Below are 25074 nucleotides of genomic sequence, written 5' to 3'. Positions count from 1 at the left end.
CCATGTCTCCCATCCGCACCGCCCTGTTGCTGACCGCGCTCCTCCTGGGGCAGGCGCCCCCGTGGGCGGAATCCGCGGCCGCCGCCGGGGGATCGGAGGAGGGGAGCGAGAACCTGTTCGTTCCCGTGGACCGCATGCGCCTGATCCTGGTGGGCCCGGACGAGCGGATCGTCGGCTCGCTGCAGTTCGACATGATGATCGAGGCGAAGAACGTCGTTGCGCGCGAAAAGATCACGCTGCTGATGCCGCGCATCCGCGACGCGATCCTGACGCGCCTGGCGGCCCAGCCCGTCACCGGGCGCGCGCTGAACGCCGAGCAGATCAGCGAGGCCAAGCGCCGGATCGTCACGCTGGTCGAGCAGACCGTCGGCAAGGCCACCGTGTCCGGCGTGCAGATGGTGAAGTCCTACATCCAGCCGGTCTGAGCAGGGGCCGCAGCCGGTGCCGCAGCTATCCCTGCGGCCCGCTGCAGACGTTCATTCCGGCACCGCGCAAATCCCGTCTCCGCCCCGTTGCGGGCCGGTGCGAAGGCCGCTATGGTCGCCCCGCGGCTGGGGCGTCGCCAAGCGGTAAGGCAGCGGTTTTTGGTACCGCCATTCCCAGGTTCGAATCCTGGCGCCCCAACCAGCCGCATCCCCGAGAAAGCCTGATCCCAATGGCGTGCGCCGGCGCCCCCGCTACTGCGCCTGCTCGCGTGCCGGGGCGGCCAAACGTGCCTGCAGGGCGGTGACGGCGCCGGGCAGCAGCGAGACCAGCAGGGCGAGGGTGATGCCGGCCATCGGCGCAATGCGCCCGGCGGTCAGGTGCACCGTCAGCAGGAAGCCCAGCAGGCCCAGGATGCCGGTCTGGGCGGCGGCCATGGTCGCGGCCGCAAGCCGGCCGCCCAGGCGGCGGTGCACGATCCAGCCGACGGCGGTCAGGCCGACCGGGAAGGTGATCAGCACGCCGGCGGCGGTCTCGCCGAGCGCCGCGCTCGATCCCGCGACCGCGGCCACCAGCAGCCCCGCGGGAACCGCGCGGCCCAGCATCATGGTGGGCGTCGCGCGCGCGGCTGCGGGCCGGGCCGCGAAGTCGTGGCGCCCGCGGGTTGCGCGGGCCAGCAGGAAGCCGGCCGCGAGGATCGCCGCCGTCACCGGCAGCTCGGGCTGCGCCGTCGCCATCACGAGGCCCATGGCGCCCCAGGCGAGGATCGAGGCCGCCAGCGTCAGGACCGGCCCCGAGGCCGGCGCGATCCGCACATGGGTGATCAGGAAGGCCAGCACGCCGGCCAGCCCCGCGAGGCTCGCCAGCGAGGCGTCCGCCACGTAGGCCGGCGGCTTCTCCAGGGCGATGAACAGGTATCCGGGGCCAAGGACGATCGGCAGCCCGACCGCGATGCCGCCGGCCCGGGGGCCGAGCCGTTCGACCAGCCAGGTGACCGCGACGACGACGCCGGCGGTCAGCACCAGCTTCATTGTGAAGGCCAGCATGGGATTCCGGCGTGTCGGGAAGGAAAGGACCGATGGCCCGCCCGCAGCGGGGGCTCCGCCGCGGGCGGTCGGGCGATCAGGCCACCACGGGTTCCAGCGCCCTGGCCACCGATAGGAGCCGCCGGTCCCCGCCGCGGCGCCCGACGGCCATGAGCCCGACGGGAAGCCCGCCGCTCGCGCAGGGCAGGGAGACGGCCGGCCGGTCCAGGAAGTTCCAGGCGGTGGGGTTGCGCAGGATCAGCAGGTTCAGGCGCGTGTACTCGGCCTCTGCCTCGACCTCGTCCAGCCTGGGCGGGACCACCGGCACCGTCGGCACCAGCAGCGCATCGAACCCCTCGGTCAGGCCGTCGGTCTCGGCCTGCAGCGCCTGGCGGCCCCGGGCGACCTCGACATACTCGGCCGCGGTCTGCTCGGCCCCGCGCAGGATGCGGCCGCGCACTCGGGGGTCGTACTGATCGGCCCCCCGCTCCAGCAGGGCGCGGTGCCAGGCAAGCGCCTCGGGCGCGACGAGGCCGCCCTTGGCGTTGAGCGCCGGGATGCGGTCGAGCTGAGGCAGCGCGAACTCGACTACCCTGGCGCCCGACTTCGAGAGCCGCTCCAGCGCGCCCTGGAACGCGCGGGCGACGGTCTCGTCGAGCCCGTCCAGCAGATAGCTCCGCGGAACGCCGAGGCGCAGGCCCGCCAGCTCGGCGGGCTCCGGGACCTCCGGCGCCTCGCCCGACAGCACGGCGTCCAGCAGGGCGCAGCAGGCGACGCTGCGCGCCAGCGGCCCGATCGCGTCGAGCGACCAGGACAGCGGCAGCACGCCGTCACGGGGAACCCGCGCCTGGGTCGGCTTGAAGCCGATGAGGCCGCAGAAGGCCGAAGGGATGCGGACCGACCCCCCGGTGTCGCTGCCGATCGCCGCGGCGGCCATGCCGTCGGCCACCGAGACGGCGGCGCCGGAGGAGGAGCCGCCCGGGATCCGGGCGCGGTCGAAGGGGTTGCCCGGCGTCCCGTAATGCGGGTTGACCCCGAGGCCGGAGAAGGCGAACTCCGTCATGTTCGTGCGGCCGAGGATCACGGCGCCGGCGGCGCGCAGCCGTGCGACCGCCGGTGCGTCCCGTTCGGCCGGTGGTGCGTCGCGCAGAATTCTGGACCCCGCCGTCGTCACCTCGCCGGCGACGTCGAAGAGGTCCTTCACCGAGACCGGGATGCCGGCCAGCGGCGAAGGCGCGATGCCTTGGGCGCGCAGCAGGTCGCTCGCCCGCGCCTGGGCGAGGACCGCGTCGCGGTTCACATGGGTGAAGGCGCGCGCGCCCTCGCCGGCGGGATCCTCGATCCGCGCGAGGGCCTCCTCGGCGAGGGCGACGGCGGTCGCCCGCCCTCCAGCCAGGTCAGCGGCAAGCTCGGCCAGCGTCCTCGGGGTCACGGCGTCCTCCTTCAGCTTACGATGGGCAGGCAGCGCATGGCATAGGCGTGCCGGAGCGCCCGCCCGAGGACGGGGTCCCGCAGCTCCATCTCGAAGCGCTCGGCCGGGCGGATGCCGCCGATCGCAGCCAGCGTTCCGCAGAACATCGCCGTCCCGACGGGCAGCCCGCCGGCGCCGGCATGGCGGGCGATCAGGTCCCGGGGATCCCGGAGCCCCGCGACGGCGCCCTCCTGGTAGAGGACCCGCTCGCCGCCGATTACCGCCCAGGAGCGCAGCTCGAGCCTGTCCCAGTGCGCGGCGACCTCGTCCAGCGGCCAGAGCTCCGGCCCGATCGGCTTGGGGCACATCTGCTTGGAGACCGCGACGGAATAGGATTCGACGTCCCGGTCCGTGTGGTCTGAGCCGATGCCGACATACATCCCGCCGGGCAGCGAGAGGACCACGGCCTCCGCCTCGCCCGAGCTGCCGGGGCCCAGGACGTCGATCTCGGCCGCGGTCGTGAGCTGGTTCGTCCCGACCCGGTAGAACAGGGGAACGGTGCTCGGCCGGGGCACGCCCAGGGCCGCGAGCTCCTCGATATGGTGCTCGACGGCGGCCATGTCGCGCCCGGCCCAGCCGGCGATGACGAGATCCTTGATCTCGGCGCGCACCGGCGTCCCGTCCTGCGCAAGGCGCAGGTCCACGGTATGCATCAGGGTCTCCTCTCGAGATTGAGGGGTGTTCTTCTGGGGATCAGCCCATGGCCTTCGGGAGCCACATGGCGAGATCCGGAAAGGCGATCAGCAGCGCGATCATCACGAACATCGTCAGCACGAACGGCACGGTGCCGACGATCACGTCGTTCAGGGGGCCCGGCCGCGTGCGGATGCTCTGCACCACGAACAGGTTGAGCCCGATCGGCGGCGTGACCAGCGCGGTCTCCAGCAGCAGCATCAGCATGATGCCGAACCAGACGGGATCGTATCCCTGGGCCACCACGATGGGCGTCACGATCGGAACGGTCGCGATCATCATGGAGAGCGTCTCCATGAAGCAGCCCAGGATCACGTAGAAGACGACGATCGCGACGATGGTCTCGACCGGCGAGAGGCCGAGATCGGCGACGACCGTCGAGACCTGGCTGGCCAGGCCGATTGCCGACAGGATCAGGTTCAGGAAATAGGCCGCGATGATGATCAGCATGATCATCGCCGTCGTCCGCATGGTGCCCTCGAAGCACTCGCGCATCATGGGCCAGCTCAGAGACCGGCTCGCCGCGGCGAGGGCCAAGGCCGCGATCACTCCCAGCGCCGCGGCCTCGGTCGGCGTCGCGAAGCCGGCATAGATCGAGCCGACCACGATCAGGAAGATCCCGAGCGGCGGCAGCAGGTGGCCGAGGCTGCCGAACCGGTCCTGCCAGCTCGACGGCACCTTCAGGCCGCCCCAGCGGGGAACGATCATGCAGGCGATAACCACGGTCACCATGAAGAGCGCGGCGAGCAGCAGGCCGGGAATGATGCCGGCGAGATAGAGCTGCGGCACCGACGTGTCGGTGAGCACGCCGTAGATGATCATGTTGATCGAGGGCGGGATCAGGATGCCCAGCGTTCCGCCGGCCGCGAGGGTCCCGAGGAAGATCCGTTCGCTGTAGCGGTAGCGCGGCACCTCGGGAAGGGCGACGGTGCCGACCGTCGCGGCCGTCGCGACCGAGGAGCCGGAAGTGGCCGCGAACAGGGCGCAGGCGCCGATGTTCGAATGCATCAGCCCGCCGGGAAGCCAGGACAGCCACTGCGACATGGCGCCGTACATGCGCGAGGCCATGCCCGAGCGCAGCAGGATCTCGCCCAGCAGCACGAAGAGCGGAACCGCCACCATCAGCGTGTCGGTGCTGGTGGACCAGGCGATCTCGCCGATCGCGCGCTCGAGCGGCATCGGCGAGTAGAGCTTGCCGAGCACGAGCCCCAGGACGCCCATGGACGCGGCGACGGGAATGCTGAGCGCCAGCAGCGCCAGCAGGGTGATCAGAGCGGTTGTCAGCATCGTTCGGCCCTCATCCCGCCGCCCGGCCCGGTTCGCGTCCGGGCTCGTGCCCTGGCTCGTGCCCGGGCTCGTGGTGGATCTCGTCCTCCACCTCGTCCTCGACGGACCGGATGCCGGCCAGGTCCTGGACCGTGGCGACGTCGCCGCGCAGCAGGGCCCGTCCGGCCCGCAGCGTCAGCAGGAGGATCGCCGCGCAGAACAGGACGAGCCCCGCCAACCACAGGCCCTGCGGGATCCAGAGCGGGGTCTGCAGCGGCGTGTTGGCGGTGGCGCCGAAATCGACCGTCGTCGCGAACAGCTCATAGGCCCAGTAGGTCATCAGCCCCATGAAGGCGCCGAGGATCACCAGGGACAGGATGTCGAGCACCGCGCAGACGCGGGCCGGAAGGACCCTGTAGAGGGCGTCGATCCGGATGTGCGCGCGGTGCAGCAGCGTGAAGGCGAGGGACCAGGTGGTCCCGATCGCCAGCACGTAGCCCGAGATCTCGTCCGCGCCGCCGAGGCTGTAGTTCGCGAACTTGCGCAGCAGGACCTCGGCCCCGATCAGGAAGCACACGAGCACGAAGCCCGCCCCGCTGAACCAGGCGCCGGCCCGGCTCAGCCCTTCGACCGCCCTCAGAGGGAACGCCAGCGGGTCGAACCCGCCGGCGTCCCGGGCGGCCGTCACCGGACGGCCGGCCATGTCACTTCGCCGCCGAGGCGCCGATGACCTGGCCGATGGTCTTGTTGAACTCGTCGGCGCAATCGGCGCCGCAGCGCTGCACCCACTTCGGCACGATCACCGAGTTGACGACCTGCGTCAGCTTCTGGCGGTCGGCGTCGGAGACCGGGACCAGCGTCATCTTGGCCTTGGTCCCGTTCACGCAGGGATCCTGGCCGATGTTGCAGTTGATGCCTTCCTGGGTCTCCTCGCCCGCGGCCTTCCAGATCTGGTCCTCGAGGCTCGCGATCTCGCGCTCGATGAAGGTCTGGGTCTCGGCGTTCAGCTTGTTCCAGGTCTTCAGGTTCACGCCGTGGACGAGCGTGCTCCAGCCGACCGGCAGGGCGTAGAGATGGGAGGAGACCTCGTGCCACTTCGCCGAGTTGCCCGAGAGCGTCCCGGTGATGGCGCAGTCCACGACGCCCTTCTGCAGCGCCGGGACCACCTCGGCGAAGGCCATGGTGACTCCCGATCCGCCCAGCGCCTCGGTGAACTCGGCGAGCGTGCGGTTGCCGGTCCGGACCTTCTTGCCGGCAAGGTCGGCAAGGCCGCTGATGGGCTTGTTGCAGTAGAGGACCTGCGCCGGGTAGGGCCACAGGCCCAGGACCTTGACGCCGTACTTCTTGCGGAAGAAGGCGTCGAGGACGGGCTTGTAGACGTCGGCGACGCGATGGGCGGTGTCGATGTCCGGGGCGATGCCCGCAAGGTCGACGGCCTCGTTGCGGGGATCATCCGACGCCGTGTAGCCGAGCACCGTGGTCCCGAACTCGATCACGCCCTGGCTCATCAGGCGCAGGATCTCGGGGCCCTTCAGGCCCATGTCGTTGAAGCCGGTGATGGTGGCGGTGACCTTGCCGCCCGAGGCCTCGGTGATGCGCTTGGTCCAGAAGGGCTGTTCGTAGTTCTTGTACTGCGACAGGTTCGAGAGCCCGCCGACCACGTTGAGCTGGACCTTCTGGATATCGGCCGAGGCCGGGGCGGCCGCGGCGCAGGACAGAGCGACTGCCGCGATGGCGGCCTTCAGCAGGTTACATCCGGTCATCTTCAACCTCTCCCTGTTCGTTGTTTGAAGGCGGACTGAACTCAGAGCGCTGCAAGACGCGCGTTGGGAACGTCGCAGACCAGCATGTGCCCGGGACTGTGCGCGATCAGCAGGGGCGGCCGCGCCCGCTGGATCACGACCTGCGGGGTCACGCCGCAGGCCCAGAACACCGGCAGCTCGTCCGCATCGACGCGGACCGCGTCGCCGAAATCGGGCTTCGAGAGATCCCGGATGCCGATCTGCTCGGGCAGGCCGATATGCACCGGCGCGCCGTGGACCGAGGGGAAGCGCGAGGTGACCTGGATCGCGCGGATCGCGTCGGCCGGCTTGAACGGCCGCATCGAGACCACCATCGGGCCGCCGAAGCGCTCGGTCGGGTTGGTCTCGATGTTCGAGCGGTACATCGGCACGTTGAGGTTCTGCTCCCAGTGGCGCAACCCCAGTCCGGCCTCGTGCAGCGGCGTCTCGAAGGAGAAGGAACAGCCGATCACGAAGGTCACGAGGTCGTCGCGCCACACGGAACGCACGTCGGTCGGCTCGTCCACGAGCTCGCCGTCGCGGTAGACGCGATAGCGCGGGATGTCGGTACGGATGTCGATGTCCAGCCCCAGCTCCGGTAGCGCGGGCGAGCCGGGATCGCTGACCGCAAGGACGGGACAGGGCTTCGGGTTGCGCTGGCAGAAGCGCAGGAACTCGGCGGCCCAGTCGGCCGGCAGGATCGCGAGGTTTCCCTGGACCATGCCCCGGGCGAGGCCGGCGGTCGGCCCCGTGTATCCGCCGCTGCGGATGCGCATCCGGACCTCGTGCGCTGAAAGGCCGGCCATCTCGGCGGCCTCGGGACGGATCGTGCCGTCCATTCCCATGCTCTACCTCCGCTGGGACATTCGATCTTCTTCATGATGTTGGACTTGATCAGCAATCAGGTCTAACGACAAATTTTTATCGCATCCGATAAATGGATTTTATCAGGCGGTGCTCAGTTTCTGTGCGGCCGCATGCTCGGTGGCAATTTCGACGGCAATCTCGGCCGCGATCTCGGCGACCGGGTTGTAGGGGCGGCTCGGGAACGAGGCCGTGAAATCGAGCGGCGGGAGCCGGTGCGTCGTCCTGACGATGCGGAGCTCCCCGGCCGTGAGCTCCCGACGCACGACAGTCTGCGGGACCGCGCTGACGCCGAGCCCGTCGGCGACGAGGCGGACCGTCGTCAGCAGCGAGCTGGAGCCGTTCAGCTTCGGCGGAGGGATGTCGGGATCCCGGAAGAGGTTCTGGATCGCGGCGAAGGGGGCCGAGCCGCGGGGATAGGTGATGATGGGTAGCCGCGCCAGCGCGGCGACGCTCAGCGGCTCGGGCGGCAGGTCGAGCTGCGGGCTCGCGACCCAGTCGAGTTCGTAGCTGCAGAGCCGGTGGTTGACGATGTCCGGGCCGTTCACCGGTCCGAGCAGCAGGGCGAGGTCGAGCTCCCGTCCGTGCAGGTCCTCGGCAAGGTTCAGCGTGGTGTCGATCATGAGTTCGACCGCGACGCTGGGGAAGCGCACGTTGAGCCGCTCGATCAGGGTCGGCAGCCAGGTGTGCACGATGGTTTCGCTCACCCCCAGGCGCAGCACGCCGCGGACTGCGGCGGGCGTCGAGACGGTCGCGACGATGTCCGCCATGAGGGCCGTGACCCGCTCGGCCAGGGGCAGCAGCTCGATCCCCTTGGGCGTCAGCGCCACGCTCCGGCTGGACCGGTCGAAGAGCTCGACGCCGAGCTCGCTCTCCAGCGCGGCGATCCGGGCCGATACCGCGGGCTGGGTCGTGTTCAGCCGCCTCGCCGCGGCCCGGAAGCTCCCGAGCGTCGCGATCAGGACGAAGGTCTCCAGCGAGTCGGTTCTCATCCGCATTGTCGCTCCGCCGGTTGTGCTCGGTCGTCCGCCCCGCGCGCCCCGGAGCGGCGCGAGGCCGGGGAACGAGGCGGCGAGACGAGGTTAGGGCAGGCGCTCCCAGGCACCAAGCCGCACGAGACTGCAGCCGTGCTCCTTGAACTCGGACGGCGACCTTCCATATACCATCCATCTGGATGGCGAATGGATGATGAACCCGTGTCCCAAGCCTTGAACCCGTCCGTCGATGCGCGGCCGAAGCTCGCCGACAGCGAGAAGATCACGATCAACCTCGGCTATGTGGATCTCGGCCACGTGGACCTGCTGGTGCAGGAGGGATTCTATTCCAACCGCACCGACTTCATCCGCACCGCCATCCGCAACCAGATCGACCGGCATGCCGAGGTGTGCCGCCAGGCCGTGACGCGCAAGAGCGTCGATCTCGGCCTGCGCCACTACGGCCGCGCAGATCTGGAGGCGGCGCGGGACGCGGGGCAGATGCTGCACATCCGCGTCCTGGGCCTGGCCTCCATCGGCCGCGACGTGACCCCCGAGCTGGCCCGCGCGGCCATCGCCTCGGTCTCGGTCCTGGGCGCGCTGCATGCGGACCCCGCCGTCAAGGCGGCCCTGGCCGACCGCATGCTCTGAAGGCCGGCACGCTCTGAAGCCCAGTATGGCCTGAGGCCCAGTATGGCCTGAAGCCCAGTATGGCCTGAGGCCCGGTATGGCCGACCGGCATCTTCCCATCCCCTTCATGGCCGCGCCGACGGCGCGCCATCCCGCAGAACAGGATCCACCTTCGACATGAACCAGCATATACACCCCGAGATGGCCGAGGCAGCCCGCCTGACCCGTGCCGGCAGGCTTGCCGAGGCCATGGCGCTGATCCAGCGCCTGTTGCGGGGCGGAGGGGATCCGGGCCGCAGCGCTGCGCCGGACGGGGCGGCTCGTCAGGGGCCAAGCGGTGCGTCGAGCGGGGCGGCCCGGCCGGGATCGGGCACCGTGATCGATGCCGAGGCCATCGAGGTGGATGCCGATGGGAAGGCCAGGGCCGCCTCCGGCAAGGCGTCGTCGGAACGTGCGCGGACGGCCCGTGATGGCACGCGTGAGGGCGCCGGTGAAGGTGGCGGCCCGCGTCTGCAGGACATGCTGCGCGATCTGGTGGGCCGCCTGGCGCCTTCCTCGTTGCCTTCCTCGGCGGGCGCGTGGCAGCCCGGCGCCTCCAGCCGCGCATGGCAGCAGCCTGGCGCGCCGGGCCCCGCGGCAGAGGTCGAACCCGCGCCGCCCGGTGCACAGTTTCTGGCAAGGTCCTTCGTCTCCGAGGCGGGGAGCCGGGATTACCGGCTCTACGTGCCGGCGGCGCGGTCCGGAGGACCGATGCCCCTGGTCGTGATGCTGCATGGCTGCAAGCAGTCGCCCGAGGATTTCGCGGCCGGCACCCGCATGAACGTGCTGGCCGAGGAGTTCGGCTTCCTGGTGGCTTATCCCGGCCAGTCCTCGAAGGCCAACGCCTCGAAGTGCTGGAACTGGTTCAGCCCGGCGGACCAGCAGCGCGGACGGGGCGAGCCCGCCCTGATCGCCGGCATCGTCCGCGAGATCATGGCCGGTCACCCGGTCGACCCAGGGCGCGTCTACGTGACGGGGCTGTCGGCGGGCGGGGCGCAGGCCGCCGTCATGGCGAGCGCCTATCCCGACCTCTTCGCCGCGGTGGGCGTGCATTCCGGCCTTGCCTGCGGCGCCGCCCGCGACGTGCCCTCGGCCTTCGCCGCCATGCGGAGCGGGGCGCCCGGCGCCGTCCCGGACGCGCGGGACGGGGCGCGGCTGGTGCCCACGATCGTCTTTCACGGGGACCGTGACGCGACCGTGCATCCCAGCAACGGCGATGCGGTGATGGCGCAGTTCCGCGCCGGCGGGAACGGCGCCGCGGCCGGGCTGCGGCGCGAGGTCGAGAGCGGCCAGGCGCCCGGCGGCCGTGCATACAGCCGCGAGAGCTTTGCCGATGCGTCGGGGCGCGTGCTGTTCGAGCAGTGGACGGTGCACGGCGCCGGCCATGCCTGGTCGGGCGGAAGCCCGCAGGGCTCCTACACCGACCCGCAGGGCCCCGATGCCTCGCGCGAGATGCTGCGCTTCTTCCTGGCTCATGAGGGAGCACGGGGCCGGCCCGCGGCCTGACACGGCGGGAAGGGCTGGGCCGCGGCGAACGCCGCGGCGTCCCGTCCGTTCATGAATCCACATCCCTGGCGCGTCCTTCCCGACGGGAGGGGCGGCCACGGCCCCGGCCCCGGCCGGAGCATTCCAGCCGTGCGAGTCGCGCACGGGACTTGACCTCCGGCCCCAACAACGAGTAATTTTTTTACCTGGATGAAGCATACCGATGAGCGGATCCCGTCTGGGGATGCCGCCCGCGTGAAGCCCGTCGACCGGGCAGCCGCGGAAACCGACCGGGACGGCGCGACCGTCCTTCCCTTCAATCGATACACGGATTTCGGCAGCCACTGGCCTGTGCCCGCCCAGGGCGAGGTGCTCGTGGTGCCGCTCGGCGGCCTTGGCCGCATCGGGATGAACTGGACGCTGTACGGCCATGCCGGGCGCTGGATCCTCGTCGATGCCGGCATCGCCTTCGCCGACGAGACGCTCGAGGGCGTCGACGCCATCATCCCGGACCCCGCCTTCCTCGCGCCGATCATGGACCGGCTCGACGGGCTGGTGGTGACGCACGCGCACGAGGACCATATCGGCGCGATCGACCGGGTCTGGCCGCATGTGATCGGCTGCCCGATCTGGGCGACGCCCTATGCGGCCGCCATGCTGGAGCGGCGCTTCGACGAGGCCGGGACCCTGTCCGAGATCGACCTGCGCACCTATCCGGTGGGCGGCTCCTTCGAGGTCGGGCCCTTTTCGATCCGCTCGGTCCGCATGACCCACTCCGTGCCCGAGCCGGTGGCCCTCGCCATCGGCACCGCGGCCGGAACGGTCCTGCACACGGGCGACTGGAAGCTGGATCCCGAGCCGCTGATCGGCGAGCCCGCGGATCTGGACGCGCTGCGCGCCATCGGCGATGCGGGCGTGCTGGCCATGCTCTGCGACAGCACCAACGCGCACAAGTCGCTGCCCCGGACCTCCGAGGCGCAGGTGCGCGAGGCCTTCAAGCGGCTCTTCGCCGCGCGCAAGGGCCAGGTGGCGGTGGTCTGCTTCTCGACCAACGTGGCGCGCCTCGCCTCGGCGGCGGTGGCGGCCGAGTCCTCCGGGCGGCAGATCGCGCTCGCGGGCCGGTCGATCCGCAACAGCGAGGAGACCGCGCGCAGCCTCGGCCTGCTGGACTCCGTGCCCCATTTCCTGGCCGAACCGGCGCATCTGAAAGGCCTCGATCGCGTCCAGACGGCGCTGGTCTGCACCGGCGCCCAGGGCGAGGAGCGCGCGGCGCTGGCCAAGCTCGCGCGCGGCGACTGGCGCCTGCCGTCCTTCGGGCCCGGCGACACGGTGGTCCTCTCCGCCCGGGTGATCCCCGGGAACGAGGAGGCCGTGGACAAGGTGGTCTCGAAGCTGCGCTCCCGCGGCGTCGAGGTGCTGATGGGTGACGAGTCCTTCGAGGGCGCCCCGCTGCACGTCTCCGGCCATCCCGGCGCCGACGAGCTGCGCGAGCTCTATGGCCTCGTGCGGCCGCGCTTCGCGATCCCCGTCCACGGGACCGAGATGCACCTGACCGCCCATGCGCGCCTGGCGCGCGAGAGCGGTGTCGAGGCGGCGCTGGTCACCGAGGAGGCCGAGGTGATCCGCCTGTCCCATGCCGGGGCCTGCGTCACAGGCCACGTGCCGGTGCCCAAGCTGCACCTGGCCTCGGACGAGCGGGGCAACCGGGTCGTCCTCGGCCGGCACGGCATCGCCGCGGTCTGAGCGCGCGGCGCGCCGTGGATCGCGTGGCGGACCTCGTCCACCCGACGGACACGGCCGGCGCCGATGTGCCGGACTGCCAGAGCTGCGGGGCCTGCTGCGCCTTCTCCTGGGAATGGCCGGCGCTGATCGGCTTCGGGGACGGCGCGGGAATCCCGCCGCACCTGATCGAGGACGGGCGCATGCGCTGCGAGGGCAACCGCTGCGCGGCGCTGGCGGGCACCCTGGGCGAGGACGTGCACTGCACGGTCTATGCGGACAGGCCGCTGGTCTGCCGCGAGTTCGCCTCGGGCAGCGAGGACTGCCTGGCCGTGCGGCGGCATTTCGGCTTCGGCTGAGCGCCCCCGGAACCGGGGAGGGCGGGGGGCTTCCGAGGGCCGCCGCGGGGTGCCAGGATGGGCGCCCGCAGGCGAAGTTCCAGAGAAGAAGTCCCGGAGGAGGACAGGCGATGGCCCATACCACCGTGAAGGCCGAGATCGGCACCCAGCGCTACCGCGTCTCGCTCGACGCCGGAAGCCATGCGCTGGTGGCCGACGAGCCGCCGGCCCTGGGCGGCGGCGGCACCGGCCCCGGACCCTTTGACCTGGTGCTGGCCGGGCTCGCGGCCTGCACCGCCATCACCCTGCGCATGTATGCCGAGCGCAAGGAGCTGCCGCTGGGGCGCGTCGGCGTCACGCTGACGCTGGGCAAGCAGGGCGAGCGGTTCAGCATCCGGCGCAGCATCGAGGCCGAGGGCGACGTCACCGAGGCCCAGCTTGCCCGGCTCGGCGAAATCGCCGAGCGCACGCCCGTGACCCTGGCGCTGCGGGACGGCTTCTATATCTCCACCACCATCGCCCGCCGCGCCTGAGCCACGGGGTCCGATCAGCCAGGCCTGGAGGCCGAGCGGGCGGGCTCCTCCTGCATGCGTCGCTCGATCTCCTCGCGGCCGGGCGAGCCATTGTCCAGGGCCTTGCCCAGGTTCTCCAGGTATTTCGCCGGTGGGTGCGGCGGCATGAAGGGCTCGTTGGGGTCGATCTCGGCCTCGATCAGGGCAGGGCCGGGCTCCGCCAGGGCCGCATCCAGAGCCGGGCCGCATTCCTCGGGGTCGGCGACGCGCCAGGCCTTCAGGCCGAAGCCCTCGGCCACCCGGGCGAAGTCCACGGGCTGCAGATCGCAGCCGAACTCCGGATTGCCCAGGAACAGCATCTGCTCCCACTTGATCTGGCCGAAGACGTTGTTCTTGGCGACCACGATCTTCACCGGAAGCCGGTAGCGAATGCAGGTCGCGAGTTCGCCCAGCATCATGGTCAGCCCGCCGTCGCCGACGAAGGCGACGACCTGCCGGCCTGGGAAGGCCAGGGCAGCCGCGATGGCGTAGGGCAGCCCGCATCCCATCGAGGCGAGGCCCCCGGAGACCGAGAATTGCTGGGCGCCGCGCAGCTCGACATTCTGGGCGACCAGCCCGGTGTTCATTCCGGAGTCGGCGGTCACCACCGCATCCTCGGCGAGCCGGGCCGAGAGCTCGCGCGCGATGCGCTGGGGCTTCATGGGACGACCGGGGCGCATGGCAGCCTCGGCCAGCATCCGGCGCCAGTCCGCCATGCCGGCCTGCGCCCGTTCGAGGAAAGCGCGGTCCTCCTTGCGGCGCAGCTTGCCGTTCAGCGCGGCCAGGGTCGCGCGGGAATCGCCGACCAGGCCGACCTCGGCGGGGTAGCGCAGGCCGATGCGCTGGGCGTCCAGGTCGATCTGCACGGCCCGGGCCTGGCCGGGGCCGGGATAGTATTCGACATAGGGAAAGCCGCTGCCCACGATCAGCAGCGTGTCGCACCGGGCCATGGCCTCGTGGGATGGCAGGGTGCCGAGATGCCCAATGCCGCCCGTGGTCAGCGGGTGCCCGTCGGGCACCACCGCCTTGCCGAGCAGCGCCTTGACGATGGGTGCGCCCAGCAGCTCGGCCGTGCGCAGCAGCTCGTCCCCCGCGTCCAGCGCCCCCTGGCCCGCCAGGATCACGACGCGGCTGCCGGCGTTCAGCACCGCGGCCGCGCGGTCCAGCGCATCCTCGGCGGGCAGGCGCCGGCCTTCCGTATGATCGCCCCCGCCATGGGGGACCTTGTTGCGGGGCGAGGGCTTGGCCTCCTCCTCCAGGTGCTCCTGGATGTCGGCGGACACTGCCAGATGGGCGACGCCGCGCCGGGCCAGCGCCGTGCGGCAGGCGAGGCCGGTCACGTTGGCCGCATGGGCCGGTCCGTTGACGCGGGCCGTGTAGGTGGCGGCATCGGCGAAGACGCGGGAATGGTCGACATCCTGCTGGGTGAAGGTGTCCACCAGATCGTGATAGGGCAGCCCGGTGATCGCCACCACCGGCGCCCGGTCGATCTTGGCGTCGTAGAGCCCGGTCAGGAAGTGCAGCCCGCCCGGACCCGAGGTCGCGAGGCAGCAGCCGATCCGCCCCGTGAACTTGGCATAGCCGCAGGCCATGAAGGCCGCAGCCTCCTCGTGCCGGACCTGGATGAAGCGGATGCGGTCCTGGCGTGTGCGCAGGGCCTCCATCAGCCCGTTGATGCCGTCGCCCGGCAGGCCGAAGACGGTGTCGATGCCCCATTCGATCAGCGTCTCGACCATGATGTCGGCGGTGTTGCGTCCCATGCTGGCCTCCGGCCGGTTCGAGCCCGAGCGTGACAACAGGAGGCGGGCCGCATTTGCGCGCGTCCTGACGGACGATATCGTGGGGATGGTATCGTGCGGGGGCGCGCCGGGCGCCCGGAGAGGGTAGCGGATGGGAAAGCGCGTGGTTCTGCTGGGCGCCGGGCATGCCCATCTGCATGCCATCGCCGCGGCCGGCGACTTCGCCGCCCGCGGTCACGAGCTGGTGGTGGTGGCGCCGGACCGCTTCTGGTACTCGGGCCTCGCGACGGGGATGCTGGGCGGGGAATATCCACCCGCGCTGGACCAGGTCGACGTGTCGGTGCTGGCCGCCCGCGGCGGCGCGCGCTTCGTCGCCGGCCGCCTCCATCACCTGGACCGCGAGCGCCGGGTCGTACACCTGGCCGGGGGGACCGGGATCCCCTACGACACGCTTTCGGTCAATCTCGGCAGCGAGCCGCCCGCCATACCCGGGGAGGAAGACTGCCCCACCGCCTTCCGGGTCAAGCCGGTGCGCCGGGTGGCCGAGCTGCGCGCGGCGCTGGAGGGGCGCTTCGCCGCCGATCCCGCGCGCCCGATCGCGGTGCTCGTCGCGGGCGGCGGCGTCACGGCTTGCGAGCTGGCGGCGAACCTGCTGGGCCTGGCCGCGCGCCGAAGCGCCCGGGTGGCTGTCAGCGTGCTCGCCTCCGGCGGCGGGTTCCTGCGGCAGCTCCCGCCCGGCGCCGCCGCATCGGTGCGCGCGGTGCTGGAGCGGCGCGGCGCGGTCCTTCGCGCGGGCGCGCGGGTCATCGCCGTCGAAGGGGAGGGAAACGGGGGAAGCTGGCAGGCGGTGCTGGAGGGCGGCGAGCGGCTGGCCTTCGACCTGTTCCTGAATGCCAGCGGGTTGCGGCCCAACCCAGCGGTTCGCGCCCTGGACCTGCCGGTGGACGATCAGGGCGCGCTGCTGGTGGACCGCCACCTGCGCTCCGTCGCGGACGCGCGCGTGCATGGTGGGGGTGACTGTGTCGCGGTGGAGGGGCACGCGTTGCCGCGCATCGGAGTCTACGCGATCCGCGAGGCGCCGGTGCTGCGCCGGAACCTGCTGGCCGCCCTTGGGGGCGGCGAGCCCGAGGCCTTCCGGCCCCAGAGGGACTATCTCTGGATCATGAATCTCGGCGACGGCACGGGCTTGGCTGCGCGCGGCCGGCTGTGGTGGCACGGGCGCGCGGCCCACTGGCTCAAGGACCGGATCGACCGGCGCTTCCTCGGGGGCTACCAGCGTCTGGCCGGGCAGGCGGAGGCATAGGGCGGCCCGGCGGCCGCCCTGCCATCGCGGTTTCGGGCCTTGCCGGGGCCCGGCTCAGGCCTTGCCGGAGCCCGGCTCTGCCATGCGGCGGTGCTGCTCCGCCAGGACGCCCGCGGGCGTGACCGTCGCGACAGAGGTCTGGATCTTGTTCTTCCAGCCGCTGACCACGTCGCCATCGCCGCGCATCATGGCCTGGAACCCCACCTTGGCGACGTCGGCAGGATCGTCCTTGCTGCCCTGGCCGACCTTGGTGTCCTCCATGTCGGCACGCTCGAAGAACTCGGTGTCGGTCGGGCCCGGCATCAGGCAGGTGACGGTGACGCCGGAATCCTTGAGCTCGTTGCGGAGCGCGAAGGAGAAGCTGTCGATGAAGGCCTTCGTGCCGTTGTAGACCGCCTGGAACGAGCCCGGCATGAAGCCCGCGATGGAGCCGGTGATCAGGATGCGGCCCTGGCCGCGGGCGCGCATGTCCTTCCCGACCTTCTGGATCAGGTAGAGCGTGCCGGTGACGTTGGTGTCGATCACGTGCCGGACCTCCTCGAAGTCCTGGTCCAGGAAGCCGTGGCCGAGCCCGTGCCCGGCATTGGCCAGCAGCGCATCCACCGGCCGGCCCTTCAGCGCGGAATACAGCGTGTTGATGCCGTCGAGCATCGCGAGATCCGCCTGGACGGTCTCGACCTGCGCGCCGAGCCCGCGAAGATCCTGGGCCGCCTGGTCGAGCGGCCGGTCGGCCGCGATGACGAGGTCGAACCCGTTTTGCGCGCATTGCTTTGCGAGCTCGTAGCCGATGCCGCTGGAGGCGCCGGTCACGACGGCGAGAGGACGCGTGCTGGATGCCATGTCACGATCTCCGGATATGAAGGAATGCGTTCGCCGGGCCTGTCAGGCCTCATCGCCGATCTCGATGCGCCAGAGCTGGGTGGGCAGGCTGGCGGGCGCGTCGGGCTTGAAGAAGGCGGAATCCTGGATGTGAGAGGTCGTCAGGTAGATCGCGCCGTCCGGCCCCTCTGACAGCGTGTCGGGCCAGCGCAGCCGCTCGTCCCGGATCAGGATCTCGGTCCCGCCGCCGGCCGCCAGGTCGCGCACCCTCAGGGCGTTCTCCTCGGGGGCGGTCACGTACATGCGCGTGCCGGCGCGATCGATCAGCAGGCCGTCGGCGACGCCGTTCTCGCCGACCTTCTCGACCCGGCCGGCGACCTCGCGCGCGCCCTCCGACCCGCTGCCGGCCTCGATCAGCGTCGCGGTCGGGATGCGGTAGAGCGTCCGGCCCTTGATGGCCTGCCAGTAGAGGTGCCGCCCCTCGGTCGAGAGGGCGATGCCGTCGGCGGCGAACTCGACCCCGCGTCCGTCGGGGCGGCGCAGCACCTTGCCGTCGGCGCGCACCTGCACGTCCTTCTCGGGCTGGGTCGAGGGGTGCCCGTCGAGGACGCGCCAGGCCCTGCCTCCGTCGAGATCGACCACCACCAGCGCGCCCCTCGCGCCGGAATCCGTGATGTAGGCGTGGCGCCCGTCGGGCGCGATGCGGACGTCGTTGAGATAGGAGCCCTGCGGCGCCGCCGTCTCGTCGAAGGAAATCACCTGGGTGACCCTGTCCGTCGCAAGGTCGATGCGCACCAGCTTGGGCCCGCCCGGCACCACGTAGGACTGCGCCGGGGCCGCCGGGTCGAGGATCCACAGGCTGCCGCGCCCGTCGGCCACGACGCTCTGCACGCAGACGAGATGCTCGCCTGCCGGCAGCTCGTCCTTGCGGGCGTTGCGCCAGGCGTTCCAGCCCTCGTCGGGATAGGGCCGGATGCTGCCGTCCTTCAGGAGCTCGGCGACGGAAACGGGCGAGTCCTCGGTCCAGCGCGGGAAGCATACGAAGATGCGGCCGTTCTCGGCGACCGTGATCCCGGTCACCTGGTGCTCGAAGCGCGCGACGAGGGAAAGCCTGGCTTGGATCTGCGGCATGGGGCCTGCGCATGGGTCGGGAGCCGCCGGCCCAGGCCGCCCTTTTCGGGCACCGGCCGCGACATCCCGTGAACAGGCACAAAGCGGCTTCGTCCCGCCGGGGGCGGGATGCGGTTCTGGAGACCGGCGGAGGGATCCGCCCGCAGGTGGGAATACTCACAGAAGACCGGCGGCCCAACGCCCTATCGTGGTCATGATGATCCCAGGGGGGATGCAGCAGAAGCCGATGGAGAAGGGCTATGCGGGTGCTGGTGATTTCTCTGTTCGCGGTCGCGCTCATGGGTTTCCTTCCCGGTGCGGCGGAGGCCTGCCCCAGCGGCTACCGGTCCTGCGGAACCTATTGCTGCCGGTAGGCCGTCCCCGGCGCGCGAGGCGCCGTCCATGAACGCCGCAAAAGGGGCCGCGGGCGGCCCCGACGGGCGAAAGGCTGCACGGGCCGGCGGGCCGGTCCCGCCGTCTGCGAAGGAGATCGGCCATGAAGGGGAGATCTGCGGTCCTTCTTTCCTCGGTGCTGGTGACGGGCGTCGCGCTCTGGTACGCCGCGAGCATGTCCGGCACCGCCGTCGCGATGGATAAGTCGCTGGAGGGAATGGGGTTCTTCCCGCTCCGCCCGCCGACGACGCTGGTCGGGCCAGGCTCGATCTATCACGTCAGCCGCGACGGCAAGTTCTATCGGACCGTCTGCAAGGCGGACCAGAGCCGCGTCACAAAGGCCATCGAGCGCTCCCCGAGCGAGAAGGTGATCGCCCAGCAGCTCTCGAACGGGAAGATCTCCCTGGGAGCGTCCGTGACCGAACTGGTCAGGGCGGGCATCGGGAACACGGCGATCCAGTCCGTCTCCTACAGCCTGAGCGACGTTGCCGTCCTCGAGATCCCCTTGAACAAGAACGAGGAAATCTTTGTCGCCCTGACGTCCGAGCCATCCTGCAGGAGCCAGGTGGACCACCTGCTGCGCAACGGCGAGCTGGTCTGCCAGGGGCAGACGGCGCTCGTCGCCAGCGTGGACTACCAGATCCAGACGAGCTCCCGCACGGATGTGCAGGCGGAGCTCGACCAGGAGCAGCTCATGAAGGTGAAGGGCATCCTGCAGGAGAGCGTGGGCGCCGAGGTGGAGGTCCAGTCCGGCCGCATCCGCAGCGGCGTCGGCCTGCACTACGGCATCAAGGTGAACCCGTTCTGCGTGACCCGTCCCGAGGACAGGTTCCCGCGCCGCATCCCGCAGCACTACGGGCACAGGATCCTGAACTACGTCCAGATAAACCTGCTGGGGGGCTAGCCTGCGGTGCCCGCAAGGGCGGTGCCGCCCTCGTCGAGCAGTGCCGACCGGAAGGTCGCCCCCTCGGCCCTGGCTCCGTCCAGCCGGGCGCCGCGGAGGTCGGCGTGGTCGAGCTTCGCATCTCGCAGGTCGGCGCCGGTCAGGTCCGCATCCGCCATCCTCGCCTCCCAAAGCGAAGCGCCGGCCAGCCGGGCGCCGTTGAGCGAGGCACCGCGGAGATCCGCATGGTCGAGATTGGCGTCCGCCAGATCCGCGCCGTCGAGCACGGCCCGCCGCAGGTTGCCGCGCCAGAAGCTCCGCCCTGCGAGGTCCAGGCCGCTCAGATCGGCCCGCTCGCCCTCGCTGCCGTCCGTCCTAAGCCAGAGGGCGTGGCGCTCCAGCCGGCGGTCGAGATCGTCCACGCCGCGATGCGCATGTTCGGCCATCAGGATTCTCCGAGACGTGAGGGTGTCGTTTACGGTTTGCGGACGCCGCGAAAACAAATCGAGGCCGTGGCAGTTCCAGGCGGCGCATTGTTTATTGTGTGTGAGGTCGGCGGTTTGCGTAAAAATAGAGCCGGGGTGCCTGGATATTGTTTTGCAGGGTGATCTCTGCGTTTTTCAAAGGTGCGGCGGATATCGGTGGATCGTCCTGCTGAAATGTGCATCTTTATTTCGACGGAGCCGCGTGGTTCCTGCCTGTGATCCCGGGCGCCGCATTCGGGTGCGCCGTCCTGCGGCGCCTCCGGGAAGGAGGAGCATGACCGACGACCCGATCGAGCTGGACGCCCGCCGGGGCCTGGCTGGCCGGAAGGCGACGGAGACACGCAGGGAGGAGCGCGCCGTCGCGGCCGACCAGGCGGCCATCAGGCAAAGGCAGGACGAGCTGGAGGCGGCTCTGATGGCCGAGCCCGCGGCGAACTGGCCCGATCTTGCCGCGAAGGCCAGCTATCTCATCGGCCTTTTCGCGGACACGCCCGAGGGCCGGGATCCCCGCCACGCGCAGCTGATCCGGAGCGCTCTCGACGACATCCGCCGCCTTTCCGGGCCGGAACCCGCCCAACGACCCGTCCAGCAACCCACGCCGGGCGCGCCTGCCGGGGATACCGACGGTTCCGCCGGCCCCCGGCCCGACGGCGAAGCCTGACCGCCGGTCCAGAACAGGCCGACGGGTGCGCCCGGCGCGGGACGGCAGGCGGCCGGGGGCCGCGGCGCTCCATGGAGTTTCCGTCCTATACCGCCCGCGAGAGCGCCGTCGACGGCATGCTCCATGGTCTCGGCCTGGTGGCGGGGATCGCGGGGATCCTGTGGCTGCTCGGCTCGCGCGCGGGGCGCGTCGGCCCGGCCGACTTCGTGGCGCTGCTGGTCTATGCCGGAGGGCTGGCCGGGATGCTGGCGGCGTCCGCGGCCTATAACCTCTCCGCGCCGGGGCCGCGCAAGGAGATGCTGCGACGCCTCGACCACGCGCAGATCTTCGTGATGATCGCCGGGACCTACACGCCCTTCGCGGTGAAGGGCCTCGGCTCCGGGCCCGGTGCGCCGTTCTGGTCGGTCTGGGGCGCGGCGGCCGCGGGGGCTTTTCTGAAGCTCGCCTTTCCGCGGCGTTTCGAACGCGTCGGCCTAGTGCTGTATCTCGGGCTCGGCTGGGCGATCCTCGCCATGGCGCGCCCGCTATGGACATCGTTTCCACCCGGAATCCTGGCGCTGCTGGTGCTGGGCGGCGCGCTCTACACGCTCGGAGCCATCTTCCACCTTCTGGAGCGGCTGCCCTTCCACAACGCCGCCTGGCACGGGCTCGTGCTCGCGGCAGCGGCCTGCCATTTCGCCGCCGTCGCGACGCTTTAGGTCGTCTGGGCTCTGCTGTGGGGCGGAGGAGAAAAATCCGTGGGAGCCAGAAAATATTACCAGGGATGCGATGCTGCGCCTGCGAATATATATTAAAGGGTTATACCATAATAGGTCTGAGATGATTTGCAAAAGCCATCGTGGGAAATTCGACCTTGCGCATCGAGGCTGCAGAGATCACTATCGCGCGGTCGAACTTGCTCTGGGCAAGACCTTTCCGGCCGCCATGCGTGGGTGACGGGTCCCCGAAGTGATTTGATTCCGGCGCGACCGCGCGCCGGGCACCTCGGTCCGGCGCGATCGCGTGCCGGCCGCCACCAAGGAAGGGACCTCCATGGCCACTGGCACCGTTAAGTGGTTTAATGCCACCAAGGGCTTCGGCTTCATCCAGCCCGATGACGGCACCGCCGATGTCTTCGTCCATATCTCGGCCGTTCAGCGGGCCGGCATGAGCGATCTCCGCGAGGGGCAGAAGCTGTCCTTCGAGGCGATCCGCGACCCCCAGAGGGGCAAGGTCTCGGCCGAGCAGCTTCAGAGCGCCTGACCTCGGGCGTCGGCCGGCGGCACGCCATGCGTGCTGCCGGTCCTGGCGCCGCGCCCCCGCCCCGTTCCGGAAGCGGGAGGCGCTTTCGTTTCAGGACATGCGGCCTGGCCGCCGGGGCGCTGGACGCCGCCGGCCGGCCTGCGCGCCGCAAGCTGCAAGGAGAAAGCCGAATGGACATGATGGCGAGACTTCCGGATATGGCCGACGACGCCCTGGCGAACCTTCACGCCAATGCCGTCCGGCTTGCCGGCGCCGGAAACCCCAAGCAGCAGCGGGCGGCCAACGCCCTGCTGCCGGCCATCGCTGCCGAGATAGCAACGCGCCTCGCGCGCAAGCCGCCGAAGGCGACCGGCGGCCGCCCGCGGCGCGCCAAGGCAGCCGCACCGGCTGTCGCGGACGCCGGCTGAGATCTGGCCGGGACGGTGACGGCGCCGAGCGTGGCGTGAAGTGCGCGCGGCCGGAGTTCTAGGCTGAGTTCAAGGAGCGCGTGCGCGCGACCCATGGCCAGCCTCTCCGCGCCGCCGCCAGTGGCGGCGTCCGTCAACCGGGCCTCTCGATCCGATGCCCGTGGCAACCCCGGAGCCGGCGAACGGGATCATCCCATGCGGGTTGCGGCCGTGGCGATCGCGCGGCTTCTGAACCGGGACGGCGATCTTGGCATCGCCGGGCGGGACGTGCTGGGGGTCGTCGAGGTCGCGCAGCACTGGCGCCTCGCGCCGCGGGCGTGACCCGTCGCAGGGTCGGCCCGATCCGCGCGTTCCGTGCCGATGATCTATCTGGAGAGAGTGGCGGACGGGGTGGGATTCGAACCCACGGTACCCTTGCAGGTACGCCGCATTTCGAGTGCGGTGCCTTCAACCACTCGACCACCCGTCCGCAGAGGCCGCGGAACCTAGCGCAAGCGTTCGGGGCCTGCAAGCGGCTTTCGCGGGCGCGCCGTGGCATCGTCGCGCCGCCACAACCCGGCCTGCCACGTCCCGCGCGACTTCGGCGCCCGGGCTCGGCTAGGATGCCGGGCATGGACATGCCGCGAGATCCCGCTTACGCCGTCGCGCCGCTGGCGCCCGTGGCCGCCCCGGTGCTGCCGCCGGCCGCCGTGCTGCACGGGGGCGGCGAGGGGGTGGACGGGCTGCTGGAGAGCTTCGCGGCCGCGCTGGCGGCACGGGGTTTCCGCATCGGCGGGGTGGTGCAGCGCACCGGCTGCGGTGACGGCGCCTGCGCCGCGCCCATGGAGCTGGTCGACCTCGCGACCGGCCGGGTCATGCCCATCAGCCAGAAGCTCGGCCGCGGCTCCTCGTCCTGCAGGGTTGATCCCGCCGGCGTCGCCGAGGCGGCTCCGATGCTGCGCGCGGCGCTGGCCGCCGGGGTCGACCTGCTGGTGGTCAACAAGTTCGGCGCGCTCGAGGCTTCGGGCGGCGGTCTCGCCGCCGAGATCGCCGAGGCGACCGCCGCCGGCGTGCCGGTGCTGACCTCGGTCAACGGCAAGCACCTGGGCGCCTTCCTGGCCTATGGCGGCGACCTCGTGCGCCTGCTGCCGCCGGATCCCGCCGCGCTTTGGCGCTGGTGGGGCGGCTGCCGCCTCTACGACGACCTGCTGCATCCCGTAGAGGACGCTCCGGTCCGCCGCATCCTCTGTCGTCCTCCCTGGATCCTCGTGCTCGCCGAGGCGCATGGGCGGCCCTCCGCAGGCCTCGCCCGCCTGCCCGCGGGGGGTGCCCCGCCCGATACGGCCGCGCTCGCGGCACTGGCGGCGGGCGGCCTGCGTCGCCTGGCGGAAGGGTTGGCCGGCTGGGATCCCTTCCGGGCGGCCCTGGCCGTTGCCGCGCTGAACCTGCACCACAATGCGGTCGCCCTGGCCGCCGCGGACGGCGTGCCGGGCGCGGCCGCTCTGGAGCCCGGCAACGGGCTCGACCTGCTAGCACGGGAGGCCGCGGGCGAGGGCGGGCGGCTGGTGGTGATCGGCAGCTTCCCCGGGGTGCGCGACCGGCTGCCCGGTGCCCAGGTCATCGATGCGCGGCCAGGCCCCGGCGAATACCCCGCAGAGGCGGCCGAATGGCTGCTGCCCGGCGCGGCGGCCGTCGCGATCACGGCGGCGTCGCTCGCCAACCGCACGCTGCCGCGGCTGCTGCAGCTCGCCGCGGGCGCAAGGGTGGCGCTGGTCGGCCCCTCGACGCCACTCTCGGACCGGCTCTTCGCCTATGGGATCGACCGGCTGGCCGGCTTCGTCGTGGACGATCCCGAGGGGCTGGCCGTGGCCGTGGCCGAGGGCGCCGGTCCGCGGGGCTGGACCCGCTTCGGCCGGCAGGTGGTGCTCCGCCGAGGCCCCGTCGTCGGCAGGGTGGAGGCCGCTGCCGACGGCGCTGCTCCGCTGTTGACTCGTGCGTCGGGGCGAGTATAGTCCCGGGCTCTTGAAAGCGGGCACAGACCTGACGGTGCGCCAACCCGTTCGGACATGTGTGCCCGCCGTTCTTTTTCAGATACGGCAGTGGCAGACATGTTCGCAGTCATCCGCACCGGCGGCAAGCAGTACAAGGTCGCGTCCGGCGACGTGATCCGGGTCGAGAAGCTCCCCGTCGAGGCGGGCGCGACGATCGATCTCGAAGAGGTCCTCATGGTCAGCGATGCGGGCCAGAACACCGTCGGCACGCCCCTGGTGGCGGGCGCGGTGGTCTCGGCCGAGGTCGTCGCCCAGGACCGCAACGACAAGATCATCGTCTTCAAGAAGAAGCGCCGCCAGAACTACCGGCGCAAGAACGGGCATCGCCAGCACGTGACCGTGCTGCGCATCACCGGCATCAAGGCTTCGGCCTGACGCCCGCCCCATAGAGGAGAGATCCCATGGCACATAAAAAGGCAGGCGGCAGCTCGCGCAACGGCCGCGATTCGGCCGGCCGGCGCCTCGGCGTCAAGCATTTCGGCGGCGAGCTGGTCGTGCCCGGCAACATCATCGTGCGCCAGCGCGGCACCAAGTTCCACCCCGGCGCCAATGTCGGCATCGGCAAGGATCACACCCTGTTCGCGCTGGTCGCGGGCGAGGTGAAGTTCCGCCGGACCCAGGACAAGACCTTCGTCCTGGTCGAGCCCGCGAACGACGTGGCGCCCGAGGCCGTGGCCGCCGAGTAACCGCGCGCCACGCACCGGTCTTCTTGCGTCGGGGGGAACGGGCGACCGTTCCCCCCG

Annotated in this window: 28 protein-coding genes and 2 tRNA genes; 17 read left to right on the top strand and 13 right to left on the bottom strand. The window is 71.1% G+C overall.

Annotation, left to right across the window (positions count from 1 at the left end; all coding sequences use genetic code 11):
• Positions 1–2: 2 nt before the first annotated feature.
• Together JUB13_RS06320 and JUB13_RS06315 are read left to right on the top strand one after the other, a co-directional pair.
• Positions 3–425, top strand: a complete 423-nt coding sequence (locus tag JUB13_RS06320) for a hypothetical protein (RefSeq protein ID WP_207477934.1) — start codon at positions 3–5, stop codon at positions 423–425.
• Between the two features lie 127 nt (positions 426–552).
• A tRNA-Gln gene (locus JUB13_RS06315) sits at positions 553–627 on the top strand.
• 50 nt (positions 628–677) lie between these two features.
• Here the strand turns inward: JUB13_RS06315 and JUB13_RS06310 are convergent.
• The 8 genes from JUB13_RS06310 to JUB13_RS06275 form a co-directional block, all read right to left on the bottom strand.
• Complete coding sequence (locus JUB13_RS06310; protein ID WP_207477933.1) at positions 678–1469, bottom strand: hypothetical protein; 792 nt, start codon at positions 1467–1469, stop codon at positions 678–680.
• A gap of 76 nt (positions 1470–1545) precedes the next feature.
• Complete coding sequence (locus tag JUB13_RS06305) at positions 1546–2880, bottom strand: amidase (protein WP_328702879.1); 1335 nt, start codon at positions 2878–2880, stop codon at positions 1546–1548.
• Between the two features lie 11 nt (positions 2881–2891).
• On the bottom strand, positions 2892–3572 hold the full coding sequence (locus JUB13_RS06300; RefSeq protein ID WP_207477932.1) for a DUF2848 domain-containing protein: 681 nt from the start codon (positions 3570–3572) through the stop codon (positions 2892–2894).
• 40 nt (positions 3573–3612) lie between these two features.
• The gene (locus tag JUB13_RS06295) at positions 3613–4899 is read right to left on the bottom strand and encodes a TRAP transporter large permease (RefSeq protein WP_207477931.1); all 1287 of its coding nucleotides are present in this window, start codon (positions 4897–4899) and stop codon (positions 3613–3615) included.
• Positions 4900–4909: 10 nt separating this feature from the next.
• Positions 4910–5581, bottom strand: coding sequence for a TRAP transporter small permease subunit (locus JUB13_RS06290; protein ID WP_207477930.1), 672 nt, complete (start codon positions 5579–5581; stop codon positions 4910–4912).
• A 1-nt stretch (position 5582) separates the two neighbouring features.
• Positions 5583–6641 carry a TRAP transporter substrate-binding protein gene (locus tag JUB13_RS06285; protein WP_207477929.1) on the bottom strand — a complete coding sequence of 353 codons (1059 nt, stop codon included), beginning with the start codon at positions 6639–6641 and terminating at the stop codon, positions 5583–5585.
• Positions 6642–6682: 41 nt separating this feature from the next.
• The gene (locus tag JUB13_RS06280) at positions 6683–7504 is read right to left on the bottom strand and encodes a putative hydro-lyase (protein ID WP_328702878.1); all 822 of its coding nucleotides are present in this window, start codon (positions 7502–7504) and stop codon (positions 6683–6685) included.
• 102 nt (positions 7505–7606) lie between these two features.
• The gene (locus tag JUB13_RS06275; protein WP_207477928.1) at positions 7607–8515 is read right to left on the bottom strand and encodes a LysR family transcriptional regulator; all 909 of its coding nucleotides are present in this window, start codon (positions 8513–8515) and stop codon (positions 7607–7609) included.
• 189 nt (positions 8516–8704) lie between these two features.
• Here JUB13_RS06275 and JUB13_RS06270 point away from each other — a divergent pair, with 189 nt between their 5' ends.
• The 5 genes from JUB13_RS06270 (at position 8705) to JUB13_RS06250 (ending at position 13241) form a co-directional block, all read left to right on the top strand.
• On the top strand, positions 8705–9148 hold the full coding sequence (locus JUB13_RS06270; protein ID WP_207477927.1) for a CopG family transcriptional regulator: 444 nt from the start codon (positions 8705–8707) through the stop codon (positions 9146–9148).
• 156 nt (positions 9149–9304) lie between these two features.
• Entirely contained in the window at positions 9305–10672 is a 1368-nt protein-coding gene (locus JUB13_RS06265) for an extracellular catalytic domain type 1 short-chain-length polyhydroxyalkanoate depolymerase (RefSeq protein WP_207477926.1), read from the top strand.
• Between the two features lie 189 nt (positions 10673–10861).
• Positions 10862–12394, top strand: coding sequence for a ribonuclease J (locus JUB13_RS06260; protein ID WP_207477925.1), 1533 nt, complete (start codon positions 10862–10864; stop codon positions 12392–12394).
• A 23-nt stretch (positions 12395–12417) separates the two neighbouring features.
• Positions 12418–12729 carry a YkgJ family cysteine cluster protein gene (locus JUB13_RS31770; RefSeq protein WP_328702877.1) on the top strand — a complete coding sequence of 104 codons (312 nt, stop codon included), beginning with the start codon at positions 12418–12420 and terminating at the stop codon, positions 12727–12729.
• A 110-nt stretch (positions 12730–12839) separates the two neighbouring features.
• Positions 12840–13241 carry an OsmC family protein gene (locus tag JUB13_RS06250; protein WP_207477924.1) on the top strand — a complete coding sequence of 134 codons (402 nt, stop codon included), beginning with the start codon at positions 12840–12842 and terminating at the stop codon, positions 13239–13241.
• A gap of 14 nt (positions 13242–13255) precedes the next feature.
• On the opposite strand, the gene JUB13_RS06245 is transcribed toward JUB13_RS06250, so the two are convergent.
• On the bottom strand, positions 13256–15019 hold the full coding sequence (locus tag JUB13_RS06245) for a thiamine pyrophosphate-dependent enzyme (protein ID WP_207477923.1): 1764 nt from the start codon (positions 15017–15019) through the stop codon (positions 13256–13258).
• Positions 15020–15149: 130 nt separating this feature from the next.
• On the opposite strand from JUB13_RS06245, the gene JUB13_RS06240 reads away from it, so the two are divergent.
• On the top strand, positions 15150–16301 hold the full coding sequence (locus tag JUB13_RS06240) for an NAD(P)/FAD-dependent oxidoreductase (RefSeq protein ID WP_207477922.1): 1152 nt from the start codon (positions 15150–15152) through the stop codon (positions 16299–16301).
• A gap of 54 nt (positions 16302–16355) precedes the next feature.
• On the opposite strand, the gene JUB13_RS06235 is transcribed toward JUB13_RS06240, so the two are convergent.
• Together JUB13_RS06235 and JUB13_RS06230 are read right to left on the bottom strand one after the other, a co-directional pair.
• Positions 16356–17141, bottom strand: coding sequence for an SDR family NAD(P)-dependent oxidoreductase (locus tag JUB13_RS06235; protein WP_207477921.1), 786 nt, complete (start codon positions 17139–17141; stop codon positions 16356–16358).
• A gap of 42 nt (positions 17142–17183) precedes the next feature.
• Positions 17184–18251, bottom strand: coding sequence for an L-dopachrome tautomerase-related protein (locus tag JUB13_RS06230; RefSeq protein ID WP_207477920.1), 1068 nt, complete (start codon positions 18249–18251; stop codon positions 17184–17186).
• A 475-nt stretch (positions 18252–18726) separates the two neighbouring features.
• Here JUB13_RS06230 and JUB13_RS06225 point away from each other — a divergent pair, with 475 nt between their 5' ends.
• Positions 18727–19527, top strand: coding sequence for a hypothetical protein (locus JUB13_RS06225; protein WP_207477919.1), 801 nt, complete (start codon positions 18727–18729; stop codon positions 19525–19527).
• Here JUB13_RS06225 and JUB13_RS06220 read toward each other — a convergent pair.
• Positions 19524–19952 (bottom strand): pentapeptide repeat-containing protein, encoded by a 429-nt coding sequence (locus JUB13_RS06220; protein ID WP_207477918.1) that lies wholly within the window; start codon positions 19950–19952, stop codon positions 19524–19526. The genes JUB13_RS06225 and JUB13_RS06220 overlap by 4 nt on opposite strands.
• A 313-nt stretch (positions 19953–20265) precedes the next feature.
• Here JUB13_RS06220 and JUB13_RS06215 point away from each other — a divergent pair, with 313 nt between their 5' ends.
• From JUB13_RS06215 to JUB13_RS31765, 5 genes are all read left to right on the top strand, one after another.
• Positions 20266–20652: a hypothetical protein gene (locus JUB13_RS06215; protein ID WP_207477917.1), complete on the top strand. Its 387-nt coding sequence runs from the start codon at positions 20266–20268 to the stop codon at positions 20650–20652.
• Positions 20653–20723: 71 nt separating this feature from the next.
• The gene (gene trhA / locus JUB13_RS06210; RefSeq protein WP_207477916.1) at positions 20724–21350 is read left to right on the top strand and encodes a PAQR family membrane homeostasis protein TrhA; all 627 of its coding nucleotides are present in this window, start codon (positions 20724–20726) and stop codon (positions 21348–21350) included.
• A 334-nt stretch (positions 21351–21684) separates the two neighbouring features.
• Entirely contained in the window at positions 21685–21894 is a 210-nt protein-coding gene (locus JUB13_RS06205) for a cold-shock protein (RefSeq protein WP_207477915.1), read from the top strand.
• Positions 21895–22064: 170 nt separating this feature from the next.
• Entirely contained in the window at positions 22065–22301 is a 237-nt protein-coding gene (locus JUB13_RS06200; protein ID WP_207477914.1) for a hypothetical protein, read from the top strand.
• Positions 22302–22496: 195 nt separating this feature from the next.
• A complete protein-coding gene (locus JUB13_RS31765) occupies positions 22497–22622 on the top strand; it encodes a hypothetical protein (protein ID WP_268914336.1) in 126 nt (41 codons plus the stop codon).
• Positions 22623–22680: 58 nt separating this feature from the next.
• Here the strand turns inward: JUB13_RS31765 and JUB13_RS06195 are convergent.
• Positions 22681–22770 (bottom strand) — tRNA-Ser (locus JUB13_RS06195).
• A 142-nt stretch (positions 22771–22912) separates the two neighbouring features.
• Here JUB13_RS06195 and JUB13_RS06190 point away from each other — a divergent pair.
• From JUB13_RS06190 to rpmA, 3 genes are all read left to right on the top strand, one after another.
• Positions 22913–24292, top strand: a complete 1380-nt coding sequence (locus tag JUB13_RS06190) for a DUF2478 domain-containing protein (protein ID WP_207477913.1) — start codon at positions 22913–22915, stop codon at positions 24290–24292.
• 96 nt (positions 24293–24388) lie between these two features.
• Positions 24389–24706 (top strand): 50S ribosomal protein L21, encoded by a 318-nt coding sequence (rplU, locus tag JUB13_RS06185; protein WP_207477912.1) that lies wholly within the window; start codon positions 24389–24391, stop codon positions 24704–24706.
• 26 nt (positions 24707–24732) lie between these two features.
• Positions 24733–25017 carry a 50S ribosomal protein L27 gene (gene rpmA, locus JUB13_RS06180; RefSeq protein WP_207477911.1) on the top strand — a complete coding sequence of 95 codons (285 nt, stop codon included), beginning with the start codon at positions 24733–24735 and terminating at the stop codon, positions 25015–25017.
• The last annotated feature ends 57 nt before the right edge of the window (positions 25018–25074 follow it).

Origin of the sequence: Arenibaculum pallidiluteum (genome assembly GCF_017355985.1) — a bacterium.
GTDB classification, from domain to species: domain Bacteria; phylum Pseudomonadota; class Alphaproteobacteria; order Azospirillales; family Azospirillaceae; genus Arenibaculum; species Arenibaculum pallidiluteum.
Note: the sequence above shows the minus strand (reverse complement) of the source record. Positions and strands in the feature narration are given on the sequence as shown.